15 protein-coding genes are annotated in these 21569 nt (G+C 70.3%); 8 read left to right on the top strand and 7 right to left on the bottom strand.

Going from position 1 to position 21569, the window contains the following annotated elements:
* Nucleotides 1-39 precede the first annotated feature (39 nt).
* The 7 genes from BUB75_RS15665 (at nt 40) to BUB75_RS15635 (ending at nt 10400) form a co-directional block, all read left to right on the top strand.
* Nucleotides 40-2685: a valine--tRNA ligase gene (locus tag BUB75_RS15665; RefSeq protein WP_084741225.1), complete on the top strand. Its 2646-nt coding sequence runs from the start codon at nt 40-42 to the stop codon at nt 2683-2685.
* A 169-nt stretch (nt 2686-2854) separates the two neighbouring features.
* Nucleotides 2855-4150, top strand: coding sequence for a glutamate ligase domain-containing protein (locus tag BUB75_RS15660; RefSeq protein ID WP_084741370.1), 1296 nt, complete (start codon nt 2855-2857; stop codon nt 4148-4150).
* Nucleotides 4147-4542: a DUF4233 domain-containing protein gene (locus BUB75_RS15655; RefSeq protein WP_073257774.1), complete on the top strand. Its 396-nt coding sequence runs from the start codon at nt 4147-4149 to the stop codon at nt 4540-4542. The genes BUB75_RS15660 and BUB75_RS15655 overlap by 4 nt, the downstream gene beginning before the upstream one ends.
* Nucleotides 4543-5181: 639 nt before the next feature.
* Entirely contained in the window at nt 5182-5892 is a 711-nt protein-coding gene (locus BUB75_RS15650; RefSeq protein ID WP_143175231.1) for a hypothetical protein, read from the top strand.
* Between the two features lie 5 nt (nt 5893-5897).
* The gene (locus BUB75_RS15645; RefSeq protein ID WP_218617540.1) at nt 5898-8258 is read left to right on the top strand and encodes a bifunctional polysaccharide deacetylase/glycosyltransferase family 2 protein; all 2361 of its coding nucleotides are present in this window, start codon (nt 5898-5900) and stop codon (nt 8256-8258) included.
* An 88-nt stretch (nt 8259-8346) separates the two neighbouring features.
* On the top strand, nt 8347-9036 hold the full coding sequence (locus BUB75_RS15640; RefSeq protein WP_073258436.1) for a winged helix-turn-helix domain-containing protein: 690 nt from the start codon (nt 8347-8349) through the stop codon (nt 9034-9036).
* A gap of 2 nt (nt 9037-9038) precedes the next feature.
* Entirely contained in the window at nt 9039-10400 is a 1362-nt protein-coding gene (locus BUB75_RS15635) for a sensor histidine kinase (RefSeq protein ID WP_084741223.1), read from the top strand.
* Between the two features lie 152 nt (nt 10401-10552).
* Here the strand turns inward: BUB75_RS15635 and BUB75_RS15630 are convergent, their stop codons facing one another.
* Nucleotides 10553-12010: an acyltransferase family protein gene (locus BUB75_RS15630; protein WP_073257770.1), complete on the bottom strand. Its 1458-nt coding sequence runs from the start codon at nt 12008-12010 to the stop codon at nt 10553-10555.
* 105 nt (nt 12011-12115) lie between these two features.
* The gene (locus tag BUB75_RS47125; RefSeq protein WP_281248326.1) at nt 12116-13897 is read right to left on the bottom strand and encodes an acyltransferase family protein; all 1782 of its coding nucleotides are present in this window, start codon (nt 13895-13897) and stop codon (nt 12116-12118) included.
* A 271-nt stretch (nt 13898-14168) separates the two neighbouring features.
* On the opposite strand from BUB75_RS47125, the gene ndk reads away from it, so the two are divergent.
* Entirely contained in the window at nt 14169-14576 is a 408-nt protein-coding gene (gene ndk / locus BUB75_RS15620) for a nucleoside-diphosphate kinase (protein WP_073257766.1), read from the top strand.
* A gap of 74 nt (nt 14577-14650) precedes the next feature.
* On the opposite strand, the gene BUB75_RS15615 is transcribed toward ndk, so the two are convergent.
* The 5 genes from BUB75_RS15615 to BUB75_RS15595 form a co-directional block, all read right to left on the bottom strand.
* Nucleotides 14651-15904 carry an acyltransferase family protein gene (locus BUB75_RS15615; RefSeq protein WP_073257765.1) on the bottom strand — a complete coding sequence of 418 codons (1254 nt, stop codon included), beginning with the start codon at nt 15902-15904 and terminating at the stop codon, nt 14651-14653.
* Nucleotides 15905-16140: 236 nt separating this feature from the next.
* The gene (locus tag BUB75_RS15610; protein ID WP_073257763.1) at nt 16141-17475 is read right to left on the bottom strand and encodes an acyltransferase family protein; all 1335 of its coding nucleotides are present in this window, start codon (nt 17473-17475) and stop codon (nt 16141-16143) included.
* Between the two features lie 35 nt (nt 17476-17510).
* The gene (locus BUB75_RS15605; protein ID WP_073257761.1) at nt 17511-19037 is read right to left on the bottom strand and encodes an acyltransferase family protein; all 1527 of its coding nucleotides are present in this window, start codon (nt 19035-19037) and stop codon (nt 17511-17513) included.
* Nucleotides 19038-19197: 160 nt separating this feature from the next.
* Nucleotides 19198-19656, bottom strand: a complete 459-nt coding sequence (locus tag BUB75_RS15600; RefSeq protein WP_073257759.1) for a peroxiredoxin — start codon at nt 19654-19656, stop codon at nt 19198-19200.
* A 128-nt stretch (nt 19657-19784) separates the two neighbouring features.
* Nucleotides 19785-21470 (bottom strand): DEAD/DEAH box helicase, encoded by a 1686-nt coding sequence (locus tag BUB75_RS15595; RefSeq protein ID WP_084741219.1) that lies wholly within the window; start codon nt 21468-21470, stop codon nt 19785-19787.
* Nucleotides 21471-21569: the final 99 nt, after the last annotated feature.

Genomic DNA, 21569 nt, shown 5'->3' with positions numbered 1-21569 from the left:
GGACGCAAACCCGATCGCGCTCCGAACTAGGATTCAGGCGTGACCACTGAGCCCGATACCCAGGCACCGCTGACGCCGTCGACCGAGCTGTCGACCAAGTACACGCCTGCGGAGGTAGAGGGGCCGCTCTACGAGCGGTGGGTCGAGGCGGGCTACTTCACTCCGGATTCGTCCAGCGACCGGCCGCCGTACTCGATCGTCATCCCGCCACCCAACGTGACCGGCACGCTGCACCTGGGTCACGCGCTCGACCACACGCTGATGGACGCGCTGACCCGGCGCCGCCGCATGCAGGGCTACGAGGTGCTCTGGCTGCCCGGCATGGACCACGCGGGCATCGCCACGCAGAACGTCGTCGAGCGGGAACTGGCCAAACACGAGGGCAAGTCGCGTCACGACCTCGGCCGCGAGGCGTTCGTCGAGCGGGTGTGGAAGTGGAAGGAAGAGTCCGGCGGCAAGATCACCGGCCAGATGCGCCGGCTCGGTGACGGCGTCGACTGGTCCCGGTCCCGGTTCACGATGGACGAGGGCCTGTCCCGCGCCGTCCAGACGATCTTCAAGCGGCTCTACGACGACGGCCTGATCTACCGTGCCGAGCGCATCATCAACTGGTGCCCGCGGTGCCAGACCGCGCTGTCCGACATCGAGGTGGAGCACTCCGACGACGAGGGCGAGCTCATCAGCATCCGGTACGGCGACGGGGAGAACGCGATCGTCGTCGCGACCACCCGGGCCGAGACGATGCTCGGTGACACCGCGGTGGCCGTGCACCCGGACGACGAGCGGTACGCGCACCTCGTCGGCACCGAGGTGGAGCTGCCGCTGACCAACCGGCGGATCCCGATCATCGCCGACGAGCACGTCGACCCGAGCTTCGGCACCGGCGCGGTGAAGGTGACCCCCGCGCACGACCCGAACGACTTCGAGATCGGTCAGCGTCACGGGCTGCCGAACATCACGGTGATGGACGAGAGGGCGGTCATCACCGCCTCCGGTCCGTTCTTCGGACTGGACCGGTTCGAGGCACGCCCGGCGGTGGTGGCCGCGCTCCGCGAGGACGGGCGGATCGTCGCCGAGAAGCGTCCGTACGTGCACGCCGTGGGGCACTGCTCGCGGTGCGACACGGTGGTCGAGCCGCGACTGTCGCTGCAGTGGTTCGTGAAGGTCGAGACGCTGGCCAAGGAGGCCGGCGACGCGGTGCGCGACGGCCGGGTGAACATCCACCCGCCGGAGCTGGCGAAGCGGTACTTCGACTGGGTCGACAACATGCACGACTGGTGCATCTCCCGCCAGCTCTGGTGGGGTCACCGGATCCCGGTCTGGTACTCGCCGGACGGCGAGGTGCGCTGCGTCGGCCCGGACGAGGAGCCGCCGGGGCGGGAGTGGACGCAGGACCCGGACGTGCTCGACACGTGGTTCTCGTCCGGCCTCTGGCCGTTCTCCACCCTCGGCTGGCCGGACGACACCGCCGACCTGCGCAAGTTCTATCCGACCAGCGTGCTGGTGACCGGCTACGACATCATCTTCTTCTGGGTCGCCCGGATGATGCTGTTCGGCCTCTACGCGATGGACGGCAAGCAGCCGTTCGACGTGGTGGCACTGCACGGCCTCGTCCGCGACAAGTACGGCAAGAAGATGTCGAAGTCGCGGGGCAACACCGTCGACCCGCTCGACTGGATGGACGCCTACGGCTCGGACGCGCTGCGCTTCATGCTGGCGCGCGGTGCGAACCCGGGGTCCGACCAAGCCTCCAGCGAGGAGTGGGTGGCCGGCGCCCGGAACTTCTGCAACAAGCTCTGGAACGCCACCCGGTTCGCGCTGCTCAACGGCGCGGACGCGAGCGCTGAGCTGCCGAGCGAGCTCTCGCCAGCCGACCGGTGGATCCTGTCGCGCCTGCACACGGTGCTCGCCGAGGTCGACGATCTCTACGAGCGGTACGAGTTCGCGAAGCTGACCGACATCCTCTACCACTTCGCGTGGGACGAGGTCTGTGACTGGTACGTGGAGCTGGCCAAGCCCGAGCTGGCGGCCGGCGGCGCCCAGGCCGACACCACCCGGGCCGTGCTCGGCCACGTGCTCGACCGGCTGCTGCGCGTGCTGCACCCGGTGACGCCGTTCGTCACCGAGGCGCTGTGGACGGCGCTGACCGGCCAGGAGTCGGTCGTCATCGCGGAGTGGCCGAAGGCCGACCCGAGCCGCCACGACCCGGCCGCAGAGGCCGAGATCGAGGCGTTGCAGCGGGTGGTGACCGAGGTCCGCCGATTCCGCTCCGACCAGGGCCTGAAGCCGACCCAGCGGGTGCCCGCCCGCCTCGACGGCCTCGACACGGCCGGCCTGGCCGCGCACTCGACGCTGATCCGCTCGCTCGTGCGGCTCGACCCGCCCGGTGACGAGTTCGCGCCGTCGGCGTCGGTGTCGATCGGTGGGTTCGCCGGCTCGGCGCAGGTGGACGTGGCGGTCGACACCTCCGGGACGATCGACGTCGCGGCCGAGCGTCGTCGGCTGGAGAAGGACCTGGCCGCGGCCGAGAAGGAGCGCGCGCAGAACGCCGGGAAGCTCGGCAACGAGGCGTTCCTGGCCAAAGCACCGGACGCCGTCGTGGTGAAGGTGCGGGAGCGGCTGGCCGCCGCCGAGTCCGATCTGACTCGGCTCCAGGCCCAGCTCGCCGCGCTGCCCACGGCGTGACCAGCGTTCGCGCTACGACGGCCCGCCCCGGTTCCGGCCGGGGCGGAGCCGCGGGGGAAGCGGGGGAGTCGTGGTGAGCAAGGACCGGGCCGCCGATCAGCGGGCGGCCGAGGAAGCGGCGGAGCTGGCACGGGCCGAGGCGGGCCTCAACGCCCGCGGCCCGGGCCGGATGGTGCCCGACCGGGAGCGGATCGTCGCGCTGCTCGACCTGCTCGGTAACCCGCAGCGGGCCTATCCCGCGATCCACCTCACCGGCACCAACGGCAAGACCTCGACGTCCCGGATGATCGACAGCCTCCTCAAGGCCTTCGGGCTACGGGCGGGCCGGTACACCAGCCCGCACCTGGAGTCGGTCACCGAGCGGATCTCGCTCGACGGCGACCCGATCCCGGCCGGGAAGTTCGCCGCGGCCTACGACGAGGTCGCGCCGATGGCCGACCTGCTCGACGCCAAGAACAGTGCTTCCCAGGCCGGTGGGGACCCGGTCACCTACTTCGAGTTCACGACCGCGATGGCGTTCGCCGCGTTCGCCGACGCCCCGGTCGACGTCGCGGTGGTCGAGGTGGGCCTCGGCGGCGAGTGGGACGCGACGAACGTCCTGGAGGCCGGCGTCGCGGTGGTCACGCCGATCAGCCTGGATCACGCCGCGCTGCTCGGGGGTTCGGTCACGAGCATCGCGACCGAGAAGGCCGGCATCATCCACGAGGGCGCCAGCGTGATCACCGCGGTGCAGCCGGCCGAGGCCATCGAGCCGCTGGTGTCTCGTGCGGCGTCGGTCGGTGCGTCGGTCGCCCGTGAGGGCGTGGAGTTCGGCGTCCTCGATCGGGCGATCGCGGTCGGCGGCCAGCAGCTCCGGCTGAAGGGTCTGGCCGGCGAGTACGACGAGATCTTCCTGCCGCTGTACGGCGCGCACCAGGCTCAGAACGCCGTGCTGGCGCTCGCCGCGGTCGAAGCCTTCCTCGGCGCGGCTCCCGGACGTCCGCTCGCCGCCGACGCGGTCCGGGACGGCTTCGCGGCGGTTCGTTCGCCCGGACGCCTGGAGCGGTTGCGCACGTCGCCGACCGTCCTCGTGGACGCGGCTCACAACCCGGCCGGGATGACCGCGACCGTGCAGGCGATGGCGGAGGCGTTCGCGTTCCGCAAGCTCGTCGCGGTGGTCGCGGTCCTCGACGACAAGGACTACCGGGGGATGCTGGAGCTGCTCGAACCGGTGGCGGACGCGATCGTGGTGACCGAGAACTCCTCGCCGCGGCGGCTGCCGGTCGACGCGCTCGCCGCGGTGGCGGTCGACGTCTTCGGCGCCGACCGGGTCGACGTCGCATCCCGGCTGGACGACGCGATCGAGTCGGCGGTGACGATCGCCGAGGAGGACGACGGCGGCGACGCACCGCTGGCCGGGGCAGGCGTGCTGGTCACCGGGTCGGTCGTCACCGCAGCGGACGCACGGAGGCTGCTGGCCCGATGACCGGTACCGACGACGACGTCCCGAACACGGACGAGGAGCCGGCGCGGCCGTCCGGGCTGAAGAATCCCGGCGCGGCGGTCCGTGGTGTCGGCGCGGCCACGCTCGGGCTCGAGTTCCTGGTGCTGCTGCTGGCGATCCAGCCGCTGCGCACGCTGGTCCCGGATGCCTCGGGCGCTGCGGCCGGGCTGGCCGGCGGGCTCGCGCTGCTCTGCCTGCTGGCCGCGGGGCTGCTCCGGTACAGCTGGGCCTGGACCGCGACGACCGTCCTGCAGGTTCTCATCGTCGTGAGCGGCGTCGTGCATTGGATGCTGGGCGCGGTGGGCATCATTTTCCTTCTCGTGTGGATCTATGTCCTCAACGTCCGGAAAACCGTGCTGGGTAGCGCGCAGTAATCAGCTGCACTCAATGAGTTATTTTTTGTAAGCCTGGATCGCTATCTGTGTGATTCGTGTGTTTCCTGAGTGACGAAAAATATTCGCTGAGGAGAAGCAACGTTCGGCGGTTCTCGGGCGTCTTACAGGTGTGCCACGAAACTCGCCCGAATCCGATCGCTCTGTCGAATGCGTAGCGATCTGGTGTCTTTCCGTAACCGTCGACCGGCTGCTCCGGTTGCGTCACGTATACAACGTGGAGTGTCAGTAGGGAAACACTGTGGTGTCCGCTCGGTGACGTATCAGGGCGCTGTGACCTGGCAGGATGCTCGATGAACGGGTGCTGCGGGGGCGCGAGAGGCCACTCTGGTCCGCGACGCCGTCACTACTCCCGGTAATTTTTTTCGTCCTCCGGGCGAACCGAGCCGACGGGGTGGACGTCTGAGTTTTAAGACGCCCGGCCCATATCGGATCTGTACCGGCGAGTCTCGTTCCGTCGAACAGTTGAGGTTCTATGTCAGATAGGTGACTTCGGATTAACAGTACTGTCCATGATGCCCGTTTCACCCCTCCATGTCCGTCCGAAAATGAACTAACTGGGGCGGAAGTCTTTCTTGTCGGTTTCGTTGACGTCTTTGAGATATCGCTTAAGGTGCACACGTGGAATCAGGGCTGAATTCCGATACGGTGCAGGTCGAGGTCTTACCTGAAGACATCGTCGTCGCTCCGGTTTTCGTGGACTCGACCGGTAAGCGCAAGCGGCGGTTTCGGACCCTCGGCTTCGTCGCTGGTGGCCTCGGCGTCGCGTACGCGGCCATGCTCGGACTGAGCTTCGCAGGCGGGCCGATCGCCCCCAACGCACTTCTTCCCGTTCCCGGCATGCCGACCGCCGCCCCGCTCGCGAACCCCGAGCCCGAGAGTTCGATGTCCGCGGTGAGCGACGAGCAGATCGCCCGTGGCGACAGCAACGAGCGCGGCTTCCGGATCGGCAGCACGGCCACACCCAAGCCCGGCTCGACGAGCGGCACCCCGAAGCCGGGGGCCCCGACGCCGAAGCCGAGTGCCACCACGGCGAAGCCGCCGGTGGTGCCCGCGCCGACCAAGACCACCGTGGTGCCGACGCCGAGCAAGACGACGCCCGCGCCGACCACCCCGGCACCGACGACGCCCGCCGCGACCACCCCGGCACCGACGACGCCTGCCGCGACCACCCCGGCAGCCACCACCGCTGCCCCGACGACGGGCACCGGCGGTGGCACCGGTGGCGGCGGGTCGCAGACCAGCGCTCCGGCCGACCCACCGGCGACCACGTCAGCGCCGACGACCGCCGCCCCCATCACCGCGACCCCTGAGTCCTCCACGGAGAGCTGACCGAGATGCAGCCTGGGCAATACGGGCGCGTCCCGCAGCCGACCCAGTACCCCCAGCCGCAGTACCCGCAGCAGCGCTACCCGCAGCCGGCCAACCCGGCTGCGGCCCCGTCTCCGCAGCAGGTGCCGCAGTTCCCGCAACAGCGTCCGCCGGTGAACCCACCGACGTTCGGTGAAGGCGGCGGACCCGCCAACCTGCCGCCCGGCGGCGGTGGCGGTGACGGCGGCGAGGCCCGCAAGGTCCCGCCGCGCCCGCGCTTCCTGTTCGTCGGGTTCCTGCTGCTCGTGCTGGTCGCGGTCCTGATGGTGCAGGCGTACGTCCAGGCGCAGGTGGCCACGCCGAAGAACATCCACAACTCGGGTGCGAACGACGAGGTCCCGGAGGACATCCTCACCGGCGGCCCGATCATCGACACCACGCACGACAAGCCGTACGACTACTCGTTGCCGGCCAAGCACATCGCGCTGACCTTCGACGACGGACCGGATCCCAAGTGGACGCCGAAGGTCCTCGATCTGCTTGCCAAGTACGACGTCAAGGCGACGTTCTTCGTCGTGGGCTCCGCCGTCACCGAGCATCCCGACCTCGTCGAGCGGATGGTCGAGGAAGGCCACGAGGTCGGCATCCACAGCTTCACCCACCCCGAGATGTCCGAGATGAGCGAGTGGGAGCGCAAGCTCCAGTACTCGCAGACGCAGATGGCGATCGTCGGCGCCGCCGGCGTCACGACGTCGCTCCTGCGCTTCCCGTACTCCTCGCAGCCGGGCGCGATCGACAACATCTACTGGCCGATCGTCGTGGAGGCCGGGAAGCTCGGCTACCTCAACGTCGTCAACGACACCGACAGCTTCGACTGGGAGAAGCCCGGCGCCGAGAAGATCGTCGAGAACGCCTACCCCAAGAAGGGGCAGGGCGCCGTCTCGCTGTTCCACGACGCCGGTGGCGATCGTCGGCAGACGCTCGAGGCGATGGAAATCATGCTGCCCCGGTTCAAGAACGAGGGGTACACGTTCGTCACGGTCGGCGAGGGCCTGAAGCTGTCGCCGGACTGGAACAAGACCGGCGGCAACACGTTCAACGCGATGCAGCCGGCGACGTCCGGGGAGATCTGGCGAGGCAAGGCCATGATCTGGGTCGTCCAGGCGTCCGGCTGGTTCGTCAAGGGCCTGGTGGCGCTGCTGACGGTCGTCGGAGTGCTGACGCTGGCCCGCCTGGTGCTGATGCTCGTGCTGGCCACGGTCCACGCCCGCAAACGAAGGTCGAAGAACTTCCGCTGGGGGCCGGAGGTCCTCGAACCGGTCTCGGTCGTGGTGCCTGCCTACAACGAGAAGGAAGGCATCGCAGCCGCTGTCAGATCGCTGGCGACCAGCAACTATCCGATGGTCGAAGTGATCGTGGTCGACGACGGCTCCAGCGACAACACCGCGGAGATCGCCGAGAGCCTCGGCTTCGCGAACGTCCGTGTGGTCCGAGTACCCAACGGCGGTAAACCCGCAGCGCTGAACATCGGCACCGCGTGGGCGCGCGCCGACATCATCGTCATGGTCGACGGCGACACGATCTTCGAGCCCGACTCGGTGTACGAGCTCGTGCAGCCGTTCGCCGACCCGCGGGTCGGCGGCGTCGCGGGCAACGTGAAGGTCGGTAACCGGCAGAGCATCGTCGCGCGCTGGCAGCACATCGAGTACGTGATCGGCTTCAACCTCGACCGGCGGATGTACGACATCCTCCAGTGCATGCCGACGATCCCGGGTGCGATCGGCGCGTTCCGCCGCGAGGCGCTCAATGACGTCGGCGGGGTCTCGCACGAGACGCTGGCCGAGGACACCGACCTCACGATCGCGATGGGCCGCGCCGGCTGGAAGGTCGTCTACGAGGAGAAGGCGCGCGCCTGGACCGAGGCGCCCTCGACGATCCAGCAGCTGTGGAAGCAGCGGTACCGCTGGAGCTACGGCACGATGCAGGCGATGTGGAAGCACCGCCACGCGGTGGTCGAGAAGGGCCCGTCGGGTCGGTTCGGGCGCTTCGGCCTGATCTTCCTCGGCATCTTCCAGGTCGGTCTCCCGCTGTTCGCGCCGCTGATCGACGTCTTCGCGCTCTACGGGCTGGTCGCGTACGACGCGGCGCTCTCCGCGGCGGCCTGGATCGGCATGCTCGCGCTCCAGTTCTTCCTGGCGGTCTTCGCCTTCAAGCTGGACAAGGAGAAACTCGGGCCGCTGTGGTCGCTACCGGCCCAGCAGTTCGTCTACCGGCAGCTGATGTACGCGGTCATGATCCAGTCGGTCGTGACGGCGCTGACCGGCGCCCGGTTGCGGTGGCACAAGCTGCACCGCACGGGGCTCACGGCCCCTGGCCAACCGAACTGATCGAACGACGAAGGGCCTGCCGGCGAACACCGGCAGGCCCTTCGTCGTGTGGTGCGCCGAGTCCGCGTGGCAGAGTGTCCGCGTGAAGGTGCTCGTGGTCGAGGACGACGCCGACCTGGGATACGCGGTCGCGGCGGCGCTGCGCGGCGCCGGGCTGGCCGTCGACCTGGTGGGGGACATCCCGGCGGCGGACGAAGCCGTGCTGATCAACGCGTACGCCTGTGTGGTGTTCGACCGCATGCTGCCCGCCGGCGACAGCGTCGACTACGTGGCCGGGCGGCGTCGGCAGGGCTGGACCACACCGGTGCTGTTCCTGACCGCGCGCGACAGCGTCGCCGACCGGGTGGCGGGCTTCGAACACGGCGGCGACGACTACCTGGTCAAACCGTTCGCGGTGGCCGAGCTCGTCGCACGGGTGCTGAGCCTCGGCAGGCGGTCGCTCGCGACCGGCCCACCGGCTTCGCCGGTTCTGCAGGTCGCGGACCTGGAGATCGACGTCCCCCGACGGCAGGTGCGGCGTGGCGGGGTGTTGCTGACGCTGACCGCGAAGGAGTTCGCGGTACTCGAGCTGCTGGCCAACCATGCCGGTGAGGTGGTCAGCCGCACGATGCTGATCGAGCACTGCTGGGACGCGATGGCCGAGCCGATGTCGAACGTCGTCGACGTGCTGGTGGGGCAGCTCCGGCGGAAACTCGGCGGGCCTTCGCTGATCCAGACCGTGCGCGGCGCCGGTTATGTGCTGGCGCGCGAGGACGCAGGCGACCGGGCGTACGGCTGACCGTGGTCGCCACCCCGCCGGTCGAGTCCCCGGCCCCCGCGTCGTCACCGCGACGGCGTCCGGGCCGCTGGTTCCGGCGGCGGCGGACGCCGCAGCAGGGCACGGTCGGCGTCCGCCGGTCGCTGCGGCTGCTGCGGTGGCGGCTGACCGTCCTCTACACGGTGGTGGCCGCCTGCGGGCTGGTCGCGCTGGCCGCCCTCGCGGTGAATACCGACACCCACCTGCGCGAGACCCGGCTCGACAACGCGATGGAGACCAGGGCGCGGACCGCGGTCGCGCTGCTCTACTTCACCGACTCCGGCATCCAGCTCCAGGACATCTCCCAGGACGAGGTGTCGTCCGGATCGCCGCAGCTGGTCGTGCTGCTGGGGACGCCGCCGCAACGGTCGGTGTTCACCAGCACCGATCCGGCGCTGGAGGTCCGGGCGTCCCGTCTGTACGCGATTGCGGCGGAGGCGGTGGACGAGGGCACGATCGTCCGGGGCGACGGTACGGACGACGACGGCGAACCCACCCGGCTGCTGGCAGCACCGCTCTACAACAACGAGGGGGACGCCGCAGGCGCGGTCGTGGTGGTCGGCGACCCGACCGAGGGCCAGGAGGAGCACGACAAGCTGGTCGCCGCGCTCATCCTCGGGTGCGTCACGCTCGTGACGCTGGCGGCGCTGGCCGGCCATGCCGTGTCCGGGCGGAGCATGCGGCCCGCGGTGGACGCGCTCGAACGGCAGGAGGCGTTCCTCGCCGACGCCGCGCACGACCTGCGCACGCCGGTCGCGACGCTCCGGACGCTGGCGGAGGCCGCCCTCGCCGACCCCGGGCAGCGGTCGGACCTGCTGCCCCGTGCGGTCGCGCTCTCCGCGCGCATGGGCGGCATCATCGACGACCTGCTGACCAGGGCCCGGCTCAACGCGGGCGTCCAGCACCTGAACAAGGAACCGCTCCGGCTCGATCAGCTGGTGGAGAGCATCGTCGAGCAGATGGTCGACCCGGTGGGCGGCCCCGGCGCCCGCGACCGGGTCACGTTCACCGCCGACGAGTGCACGATCCGCGCCGACGCCCACCTGGTGACCCGAGCGGTCGCCAACCTGATCGAGAACGCGCTGCGGCACGGCCACCACCCGGGCGTCCCGGCGGAGGTCGACGTCGTCGTACGGCAACCGGGCCGGATCACGGTCAGCGACCGGGGCCCGGGGGTGGATCCGGCGGTGGCCTCGGCCCTGTTCGGCCGGTTCCAGAGCAGCGGTGGATCGATCGGCCTGGGGCTGTCGATCACGCTGTGGGCCGCAGACCTGCACGGGGGGACGCTGACCGCGGCGCCGCGGCCGGGCGGCGGCGCCGTCTTCGACCTGTCCCTCCCGGCCTGACGCCCTCTCCCTCCCGGCCTGACGGTGGGCCGTCTCCGACGTCTCCCTCCCGCTTGACGCGGGGCGGTCTTCGGCCTTTCCCTCCCGTCTGACGTGGGGCGGTCTTCGACCTGTCCCTCCCGTCTGACGCGGGCGCCGGCGGGCGGGGCTGGTTACCGGTTGCGGGGCGGACCGCCGCGCCGCGAGGGACCATCGTTCGGGGGCTGCTCGGCCGGGTAGGCGCTCCAGCCGACCTCGCCGCGATGCTGATGCCGCGGCGGCTCGTCGTAACGCGGCTCCGGCGCTGATCCGTAACGCGGCTCCGGCACTGGCTCGTAGCGCGGCTCCGGCGTTGACCGGTAAGGCGCCTCCGGCGCTGGTCCACTGCGCGGCTCCGGCGCTGATCCGCGGCGCGGCTCCGGCGCTGATCCGCGGCGCGCCTCCGGCGCGGCGACGTGGGTGAGTACCACCGTGCTGTCGTGCAGACCCGCGGTCGCCGGGGCCTGCGCGGCACCGGCCTCGGGGGCGGCAGCCGGGGTCGGCGAGCCGGCCTTCTTGCCCAGGTCCTTCGGCAGCAGCTGCGGACGGCGCTGCGCGGCGACGTCCTCGATCCAGCCGAACGCGAGCATGCCCGCGAGCGTCAGCAGGATCGCGATCACCGCGCAGATCGCAGTACCCGCGGTCTCGCCGTACTGCCAGACGTTGATCTTGTCGCCGACCGGGTAGCTCAGCTCGATCGCGACGTTGTGCCACAGGTAGATGACCATCGCGCGGCCGTTGATGATCGTGATCGTCCGGTCGAGCGCCTTGCTGCGGCCGACCCAGCTGAACTTCGGGGCGAAGCGCAGCAGAATCAGCACGATGCCGAACGAGTAGATGGCCTGACCCGCCGGGATCAGGTTGAAGTCGTAGCTGTTCCCCTGCTGGTGAGTCAGTGCCCAGAACGTCGCGACGCCGGCGAGCACCAGGCCGAGCGTGACCACCGCCCAGACCGGGATCTTCTTCAGCATGCCCTCGCGGTGCGCGAAACCCAGCAGCCACAGCGAGAGGAACGTGAAGCCGTCGGTGAGCGCGCCCTCGGCCAGCTCACCGCCCCACCCGAAGCCGATCTTCCCGAAGGCGACCCCGACCATCACCGCGAGCGGAATCGCGATCATCGTCTTCGGATACCAGCGGAACAGAATCAGCAGCAGCGGCGAGAGCAGGATGAACCAGACGATGCTCCGCATGTACCAGAGCGGCTCGGTGAGCGAGGCGCCCCATTCGGAGCCCGGGGGGTCGCCGAGCGGGAAGATCCAGAACACCAGACGCCAGAGCGGCGGACGCTCATCGGCCGGCCAGCCGTGCCAGAACATCAGCGGGACACCGATGAGCCCGGCCAGCCAGAGCACCGGAAGCAGCCGCTGGAGCCGGTTCTTGATCGTCTGGAGCGCCCCACGGTCGAGCGATCGGACCATCAGCGAACCGGAGATGGCGAAGAGTAAGCCCATGGCGGGCCAGAATCCGAGCCAGGCTTGGGTCGAGAAGATGTGGTAGACGACCACCCACAGAATGCAGAGGAACCGGAGGACGTCGAAGTACCGGTCCCGGCTGCCGGTCGCAGCGCGCGCAGGCGTGGATTGTGTGGTCACCGGACCATGATCGCCTTCCTATCGGGCGCGCAAGGATGATTCGGCGACATAACACAAGCGCGCAATGTGTCTAGTTCACGGTTATAAACAGGTGTTCGTTGGCGTTCAGCGCTGCGCGGGATACCGGCCGCGGTCGGGCTGTCCCGCGTCCGGGTCGTCGTTCCGACCGCCCGGACGTGGTCGGGGCGCCGCGCCGTAGCGTGCGTCGTACCGGCCGTCAGCCGGAGCTCCGTGCTGCGGCGGCTGCGGGCTCGCCCGCCCGTACCGCGGATCGCTCACACGCGGATCGACGTACCCCGAGCCGCCCTGTCGCGGGTCGCTGTGCCGGGCGTCGCCGTGCCAGGCGTCGTCGTAGCGCGCGCCGCCTTGCTGAGGGTCGCCCTGTCGCGGGTCGCCCTGTCGCGGGTCGCCCTGTCGCGGGTCGCCCTGTCGCGGGTCGCTGTGGCGGGCGTCGTCGTAGCGCGCGCCGCCCTGCCGCGGGTCGGTGTGCTGGGCGTCGCTGTGCCGGGCGTCGGCGTACGGCGGGTCGTAGCGGGGCGCGTCGTAGCGGGGCGCGTCGTAGTGGGGCGCGTCGTAGTGGGGTGCGTCGTAGTGGGGTGCGCCGCCGTAGGCGGGGGCGGGCTGACCGGCTCGGCGGTACGGGTCGTACGGCTGCTGCGGCCCCGCGTGGCCGTACGGGGCCGCGGATCCGTAGTGACCGCCACTTACCGGCCCTGCCGGTGCCGGTGAAGCCGGCGCTGCGGTCTCCGGCGCGCCGGTACCCGGCGCGTCCGACGACCCCGGCTGAACGGAGATCGCGGGTGCCTTCGTCTTGCCGGGAAGCAGCTCCGGCTTGCGCTTGGCCGCGACGTCCTCGATCCAGCCGAACACCAGGACGGCGACGCCGATCAACACCCAGGCCAGCGGGAACCAGACGATCCAGGGGTACAAGCCGACCCGGTCGGTGATCCCCATCGCCACCACGAGCGCCGCGTTGTGCCAGAGGTAGATCGTCACCGCGCGGGAGTTGAAGATCGTGATGATCCGGTCGATCACCCGGTGGCGCTGGAGCCACTCCATCCGCGACGAATACCGCATCAGGATGAAGACGACCCCGAACGAGTACAGCGCCAGCGTGAGGCTGCTGTTCTCGACGAACCAGGCCTGTCCGCCCGCCTCGAGCGCCTGGGTGTTACCCGGCCCGGCCAGCCAGCCGAGCGCGGCGGCTATCGTCACGCCGCCGATCGCGAAGAGCGCGGGCAACGGCAGGCGCTTGATGATGCCCTCGGCGTGCGCGAAGCCGATCAACCAGCAGCCCAGGTAGACCAGCACGTCGTTCAGCGTGCTGCCCCACCAGTCCTCCATCGGCAGGATCCCGAGTTCGGCGAGGCCCAGCAGCGCGAACGGCGAGAGCAGCACCAGCCACGGCGCCTTACGGAACACCTTCAGCAGCAGCGGCGACAGCGCGACGAACCAGAGATACGTCTTCAGATACCAGAGGACGCCCCACGCGGTTTCGCCCCACTCGCTGCCGGGCGGGTCACCGAGCGGCAGGATCCAGAACGCCAGCTGCCAGATCGGGGAGTCGCCGTTCGTCCCGAAGCCCCACTCCGACGGTGCGCCGTCGTGCCAGATCATCAGCGGGATCCAGATCGCCGCGAACGCCCAGAGCACCGGGAGGAGGCGGCGGTACCGGCTCTTGACCGCCTGGAACGGTGACTTGTCGACCGATCGCACCATCAGCGTCCCGGCGAGCGCGAACATGACGCCCATCGCCGGGAACCAGGGGAACCAGGCGAAGCCGAACGCGTGGTAGGTGACCACGCGAATGATCGCCACCGCGCGCAGCGTGTCGAGATAACGATCTCGACCTTTTGCGGGCGCGGTTTTCGGCGCGGGGGCGGTCACGGACACGATCACATATTCCGTGAGCTACATGAGGTTTGGATGAGGCGAGCCCCTCGGGTTTGCTTTGAGTGTTCACAGGTGCGGGCGCAAAGCCGCTGTAATGCCGCGGATCGTCCCCCACACGGGGGCGTATGAGAGGGGTGTCACGCGGGCGGTACGCTCCGGTGGCGGGTCGATGCGCGTCTGCTGCCGGTGTTCACCCCCGGTGGCCCCTACCCGCCGAAGCTGTCCGCCGAGTGCCGCGACGCCCGGCCGAACGAGGAGTCACCCTGTGTCCGAGCGCACGCTGGTCCTGATCAAGCCCGACGCCGTCCGCCGCGGTCTGGTCGGGGAGGTGCTGGGGCGGTTCGAGCGCAAAGGCCTGACGATCGACGCGATGAACCTGCGGACGATCGACGCCGCACTCGCCGACGAGCACTACGCCGAGCACCTCGAGCAGGCCTGGTACCCGCCGCTGCGTGACTTCATCACGTCCGGGCCGCTGGTGGCGCTCGTCCTCTCCGGCGATCAGGCGATCTCGGTCGTCCGCGCGCTGATCGGCGCCACCGACGGACGCAAGGCCGCCGCCGGCACGATCCGCGGCGACTACTCGCTCTCCAACCAGCAGAACCTGGCGCACGCGTCCGACTCGCCCGAGTCGGCGGCGCGCGAGATCAAGATCTGGTTCCCCGAGGCCTGAGCCACCCGTGTTCACGCGAAAGCGGGCTTTAAGCGACGCTTAGAGCCCGCTTTCGCGTCAGTCGCTGCCGGGGGTTACGGCAGCAGACGCGGCGAGTCGGGGTCCGGGTCGTCCGGGCGGTCACGGGCCACGCGCTGGTTCGCGCGGGGCGCCGGGGAGACCGGTGCCGCGTCCAGCTCGGCGGGCGGGGGAGCCAGTAGTGCGGCGTCCGCGGCCTGATCCGGCGTCGGACGCCGCACCCCGCCCGGCAGCAGCTCGGGCTTCCGGCGGGCGGCAACGTCCTCGATCCAGCCGAACAGCAGGACCGCTGCGCCGATCAACACCCAGCCGAACGGGAACCAGATGTACCACTGGTAGACCCCGATCTGGGAGAACACGTTCACCGCGATAGCCAATGCGATGCCGTGCCAGAGGAAGATCGTCACCGCGCGTGAATTGAAGATCGTGATCGTGCGGTCGAGCAGCGGAAAGCGCGTGAGCCATTCCATGCGGAATGAGAAGCGCATCAGGATGAAAACGCTGCCGAAATAGAAGAGCCCGATCGCCAGGTTGCTGTTCAACAGTGACAGCGGGTTCTCACCGTTCGCCGTGGCGTCCGCATTGCCGGGACCGAGCAGCCAGGCGACGCCGGCCAGTGCCACCGCCCCACCGATTGCGAGCAGCGCCGAGAGGCGCATCCGCTGCAGTATCCCGTCGGCGCGGGCGAACCCGATGAGCCAGCAACCCAGGTAGGTCAGCGCGTCGCCGATCGAGGAGCCCCACCAGTCGCGGATCGGCAGCACCTCGGTCTCGACGAGCGCGAGCAAGACGAACGGCGCGGCCATCGTCACCCACGGAAGCCTGCGGAAAACCGGGAGCAGCAGTGGCGAGAGGGCGACGAATAGCAGATACGTCTTGATGTACCAGAGAACACCCCAGCCGATGACACCCCAGGTGCTGCCCACCGGGTTCCCCACCGGGATCAGCCAGAACACGAGCTGCCAGGTCGGTACCGAGCGGCCATCGGCGTCCACCCATTGACCCGGCGTGCCGTCGTGCCAGATCATTACCGGAATCCATATGGCACCAAAAACCCATAGGACAGGTAGGAGACGCCGTAGACGGTTGAGCACGGCCCGCGGAGCGGACTTGTCCATCGAGCGGACCATGAGCGACCCGGCGAGGGCGAACATGATGCCCATCGAGGGGAGCCATTTGAACCACATGACCGGGGATGCGTGGTAAGCGACCACCCGGAAGAGGGCTAATGCCCGGAGCGTGTCGAGGTACCGATCACGTCCTTGATGCGTGGCGGTGTTCGGCAGTGGCGCCGAGGCCGTCGAAGGCATGTCCTCATACTGGCGCAGCCCGGCGATGTTGTGCTGCGTCAGGGCGGCGTGGGTATTTCGACGTCGCGAACTCTGGCGATTGGTCGAATGAACTCGGCACACTTGGCGACTGGTTGAATGCGCAAGAAACTGCTAGTAATGCTCTACGCACTTTCTGTTTCGGACGCGTTTCGAAGAGCAGTCGACGAAAGGGCTCCATCCGAGCTGCGGATGAGGCCCTTTCACTGTGTTTCCGCTCAGTAACGCTCGCTTGGGCCGCCGTGGCGGGGTGCCGAGCGCTGGACCGGATACGCGTGCGTGGGCTGCTCCCGATACGGGCCCCGGGGTCGCGCGGCGGCGTGCTGGGGGCGCGCGGGGACCGGCGCAGCTCCGACGGGCGTCGGCGGCTCGGCCGCGGCGGCCCGCTCCGCGGCGTACTCTGCGCGCCGCTCCGCGGCGTACTCCGCCCGCCGTTGGGCGGCGGATGGACCGACCGGGAACAGCCGCGGCTTGCGCCGCGCCGCCAAGTCTTCCACCCAGCCGAACAGCACGACCGCCCCAGCGGTGAGGATCCAGATCATCAGGAAGTCCCAGGCCGGGCTCTCGACCACGCCTGCGACGGGCCCGAACCGCGTCAACCAGTCGTCGACCGGGAACGACGCGTCGATCATCACGTTGTGCCAGAGGTAGATCGTCACCGCCCTGGCGTTGACCAGCGCGACCAGACGCCCGAGGAACGGCGTCCGGCCGATCCAGCCGGCGTCCGGCGCGAACCGTAGCAGCGGGATGATGAACGCGATCGACCACAGCGCCTGCCCGAGCGGGATGCCGTTGAGGTCGTAGGTCGACCCCGGCTCACCCTCGATCGGGTGGTTGAGCGCCCAGGCCACACCCGCGACCCCGCACGCGGCCGCGATGCCGAGCAGCGCGGGCAGCGGAACCTTCGCCAGCTTGCCGGTGCGGTGCGCGAAGCCGAGCATCCAGCACGGCGCGAACATGCCGAGCGTCGACAGCAGGTCCCAGACCTGGCCCTCGTCCGGCCCCGGAATGATGCCGAACGACTGCACGACGACGATGGCCAGCGGCGCGATGAGCGTCGGCACCGGCCACCGGCGGAACGCCTTGAGCAGAAGCGGGCTCAGCGCGACCAGCCACAGGTACGTCCGCAGGTACCAGAGCACGACCGTGAAGTTCGTGCCGAACTCGTTGCCGGGCGGGTCGAAGACCGGCAGCACCCAGAAGACCAGCTTCCAGAGCGGCACCGGCTCGCCGGTGTTCGGGTCGGTCCAGGTGTTGAGCGCGCCGCCGCCCCAGATCATCACCGGGATGATGACGAGGCCGAACAGCCACAGCGCCGGGAGCAACCGGCGGAACCGGTTGCGCACCACGGTGAGCGCGGGCTGTCGGTCCAGCGACCGCACCATCAGGCCACCCGCGAGCGCGAACATCACGCCCATCGCCGGGAAGACCCAGCTCAGCCAGCTGCCACCGAACGTGTGGTACGTGACCACCCGGATGATCGCCGCAGTGCGGAGAGCATCCAGGTAGAGGTCGCGGTTACGGGTGGGGCGTTCGCTCACATCCGTGATCATCCGTCCGTCTCCATGAGAGGAACGTGAGGAACGATTCAGAACTCGCGCTGATCACTGCGCCGTCCGCGCTCCGGCTCGTCCTTGCCGGGGTAGGCCGACCACGCGACCTCGCGCACGAGCACCGGTGCCGGCCCGACCCTGACCTCGGCGCCCGCGATGCCGACCGCGTGGACCACCTGGATCGGGTGGCTCTGCTCCGCGGGGATCTGGTCGGCGCGGAGCAGGCGCAGCGCCCACGGGTCCCACGCGGTCTGCTCACCGGTGCCCTCGACGTCAGCCTGCTCCGCCGCCGCGCCCCCAGGCCCGGGGCCCGGACGTGCGTCTGCCGGCCCGGGGCTCGGACGTGCGTCTGCCGGCCCGGGGCCCGGACGTGCGTCTGCCGGCCCGGGGCCCGGGCCTTCGGCCGACGGCGCGGCGGTTTCTCGCCGTTCGGGCAGCCGAGGTAGCAGCATCGGACGACGTCCGGCGGACACGTCCTCCACCCAGCCCACGGCCACAACCCCCGCGCAGATCAGCACCAGCGTGATCACACAGCAGGCCGCCATGCCGCCCACGGTCCCGAGCGTCCAGACGCCGAGCGCCGTCCCGATCGGGAAGCTCAGCGCCAGCGCCACGTTGTGCCACAGGTAGATCACCACCGCGCGCCGGTTGACGACCAGCACCAGCCAGTTCACCGGCTGGTACGGCCACCAGCGACGCTCCAGCCCGGCCCAGCGCGGCGTGGCCCGCAGCAGGAGCAGCCCGATCCCGGCCGAGTACAGCAGCTGGGCCAGCGGGATCGCGTTGAGGTCGACCGAGCCGGACTCCGGGTGCGCCAGGGCCCAGACGACGCCGGCGAGTACGAGTGCCACCCCGCCGACCAGGACGAGCCGGCGTCGGGCGTGCGCGATCCACCCGTCCCGGTGGGCGAAACCGAGCAGCCAGCACGGGAGGTACACCGACGCGTCCCGCACCACCGCACCGAGGTGCGCGCCCAGCGTCCACACATCGAACAGGCCGGTGCCGATCGCGACGGCCACCGTGACCGGGACCAGCACCGTCGTCCGGGGAAAGCGCCGGAAGAGCGGCAGCAGCAGCGGGGACAGCAGGAGCAGCCAAAAATACGTGCGCAGGTACCAGAGGACCTCGGTGAGCGGACCGGCCCACGGCGCGCCGGGCGGGTCGGCGAACGGCACCACCCAGAACAGCAGTTCCCAGCCGGCGTCCGGACGCCAGCCGAGGCCGAGCATCAGCGGAACGGCGATCAGCGCGGCGACCCAGAGCGGCAGCAGCAGACGACGCAGCCGCGTGCCCACCGCCCGCCGGACGTTCGTGTCCAGCGACCGGGCGGTGAGCGAACCCGCGATCGCGAACAGCAGGCCCATCCGTGGCCAGTACGAGAGCACTGCCAGCGGAAACGTGTGATACAGCACGACGCAGGCGATGGAGGCGGCGCGGAGGACGTCGAAGTAGCGGTTTCGTTCCGATCTGCCCTTTTCCGGCGGGGGAGAGACGTGAGCTCGGACAGCGTCCGGTAAGTCGACGGCGGTTTCAGCGGTCTTCTCGAGAGCTGTTGCGGTCACCGCGCCATGGTGGGACGGGTCGCTGCCGGGCTGGGGGGCACATCATGGCGATCACCGCCAAAAGGGGGTGATCAGCCGTGTCATTGTGACCGGACGGACAGGCGTGATTCGGATTTACCTGTGTGGTTTGTGCGGCACCGAGGTGCTCGAGCGCCGGCTGTCAGGCCGGCCGTGCGCGCAGGACCTCGAGGGCCTTGTCGGCGTGGACGGACATGCGGAGCTCGCTGCGGATCACGGCGAGCAGGCGGCGGTCCACGTCGATGACGAACGTGTGGCGCTTGACCGCGAGCGGCCCGAGGCGGCGCTTGACGCCGTACTCGGCCGCGACGACGCCGCCGAGGTCGGACAGCAGCGGGTAGTCGAGGCTGTGGCGGCCGGCGAACTCCTGCTGGACCTCGACCCGGTCGTTGCTGATGCCGATCCGCTGGGCGCCGACCGCGGCGAACTCCTTGGCGAGATCGCGGAAGTGGCAGCTCTCGGCGGTGCAGCCGGGGCTCATCGCCGCCGGGTAGAAGAACAGCACGACGGGGCCGCCCTCGGCCAGCAGCGTGGTTAGCCGGCGTGGGACGCCGTCCTGGTCGGGCAGCTCGAAGTCCGGTGCCAGATCGCCTGTGTCCATCGTCGACCTCTGTCAGTGTGGATACGTCTGTGGCCACTCTGGCAGCACGGCCCGCGTCTCGCCAGTCAGTGCGGGCAAGACCACGCCCGCCCCGCGATCGAGCTGCGGAGCGGGCGTGAGTGGATCGATCAGGCGACCCGGCGGGGCCGACGACGGCGACCGCCGGAGCGCTCGCTGTGCGCGGCCGCGCCGCCGCTGTAGCCGCTGGTGCCGTCGCTGCTGGAGGTGTAGACGGAGCCGCCCCGGCCGCCTGCGCTCCGCCCGCTGGTGGTGCGGTCGCCTGCGGTGCGCCCACCAGCAGTCCGGCCGCCTGCGCTGCGGTCAACCGCACCCCGGCCGCCTCCACGCCCGCCGACGGCGCCCGCGCTACGGCCGCCGGTGTCCCGGCCGCCGACACCCGGGTCAACCGCGCCGCGGCCGTTCGTGCTCCGGCCACCGAGGTTCCGGCCGGCGCCGCTGCGCCCACCGGCGTTCGCGCCGTTGCGGCCACCGGCGATCCCGCCGTTGCGCCCACCGGCGTTTCCGCCGCTGCGGCCACCAGCGCGCCCGCCGCCGTTCGCGGCCGGTGCGGCCACCGGCGGCGTCACGTACTCCGCGGGCGGCCCGGTCAGCGCCAGGATCTCGGCCGCGCCCGGCCGCACCGTTACGGTCTTCGGCGCGATTCCCGCCTTCCGCGCGAGCACCCGCACGTCCGACTGCTGGTCGGGCGTCGCGATCGTGACCACGACCCCGTCCGCACCGGCCCGCGCGGTCCGCCCCGACCGGTGCAGGTACGCCTTGTGCTCGGCCGGCGGGTCGACGTGGACGACCAGCGTGACGTCGTCGACGTGCACGCCACGCGCCGCGATGTCGGTCGCGACCAGCACCTTCACCGAACCGGACGAGAACGCGGCGAGGTTACGCTCACGGGCGTTCTGCGCCAGGTTGCCGTGCAGGTCGACGGCCGGGACACCGGCGGCGGTCAGCGATCGTGCCAACCGGCGGGCGCCGCTCTTGGTACGGGTGAACAGCAGGCTGCGGTCCCGGCCCGAGGCCAGCTGCCGGACGACGTCCGCCTTCGTGTCGGCCGCCACCAGGAACACGTGGTGCACCATCGTCGCGACCGGAGCCACCGCCGGGTCGACCGAGTGCGTGACCGGCGCCGTGAGGTACCGGCGAACCAGCACGTCGACGCCGTTGTCGAGGGTGGCCGAGAACAGCAGCCGCTGACCGTCGGCCGGAGTGCGGTCGAGCAGGCGCTTGACTGACGGCAGGAAGCCCAGGTCGGCCATGTGGTCGGCCTCGTCGAGCACGGTGATCTCGACGCCGCCGAGGTCACAGTGCCCCATCCGGATCAGCTCCTCGAGCCGCCCGGGGCACGCGACCAGGATGTCGATGCCGCCGGCCAGCGTGCTGATCTGCTTTCCGAGGCCGACGCCGCCGAAGACGGTCGTCGTGGTGAGGCCGGTGGCGTCCGCCAAGGGACGGAGCGCCGCATGCACCTGGGTGGCCAACTCGCGGGTCGGGACCAGGATCAGCCCGCGCGGGCGACCGGCCCGACGCCGGGTGGGAGCCGCCGCCAGGCGGCTGACGACCGGGAGCACGAAGGCGAGCGTCTTACCGCTGCCGGTGCGTCCACGACCGAGAACGTCCTTACCGGCGAGCGTGTCGGGCAACGTGGCGGCCTGAATCGGGAACGGCGTCAGAACGCCGCCGGTCGCGAGTGCGTCGACAACGGGGGCGGGCACGCCCAGGTCGAGGAACGACGGCTCCTCGGGAGTGCGTTGGTGCGGGGTGGTGCGGGCACGGGTGTGCGACTGCTCGGTTGAGAGCAACGAAGTCCTTCCAGACGACGGCGTGGCCGCGCTGAGGTCGCCCGTTGGATGGCGGGGCACCGATCAGCCGGCCGTGCGGCGCCGACGTGACGCCGCTCG

It is taken from the genome of Cryptosporangium aurantiacum (genome assembly GCF_900143005.1).
Lineage (GTDB): Bacteria > Actinomycetota > Actinomycetes > Mycobacteriales > Cryptosporangiaceae > Cryptosporangium > Cryptosporangium aurantiacum.
This window is presented reverse-complemented; position numbering and strand designations above follow the sequence as displayed.

Bases quoted from the DNA above. Each gene is read 5' to 3' on its own strand.
- BUB75_RS15660 (WP_084741370.1), top strand. From the start codon at position 2,855: ATGGTGCCCGACCGGGAGCGGATCGTCGCGCTGCTCGACCTGCTCGGT.
- BUB75_RS15655 (WP_073257774.1), top strand. From the start codon at position 4,147: ATGACCGGTACCGACGACGACGTCCCGAACACGGACGAGGAGCCGGCG.
- BUB75_RS15645 (WP_218617540.1), top strand. From the start codon at position 5,898: ATGCAGCCTGGGCAATACGGGCGCGTCCCGCAGCCGACCCAGTACCCC.
- BUB75_RS15615 (WP_073257765.1), bottom strand. From the start codon at position 15,904: ATGCCTTCGACGGCCTCGGCGCCACTGCCGAACACCGCCACGCATCAA.
- BUB75_RS15610 (WP_073257763.1), bottom strand. From the start codon at position 17,475: ATGATCACGGATGTGAGCGAACGCCCCACCCGTAACCGCGACCTCTAC.
- BUB75_RS15600 (WP_073257759.1), bottom strand. From the start codon at position 19,656: ATGGACACAGGCGATCTGGCACCGGACTTCGAGCTGCCCGACCAGGAC.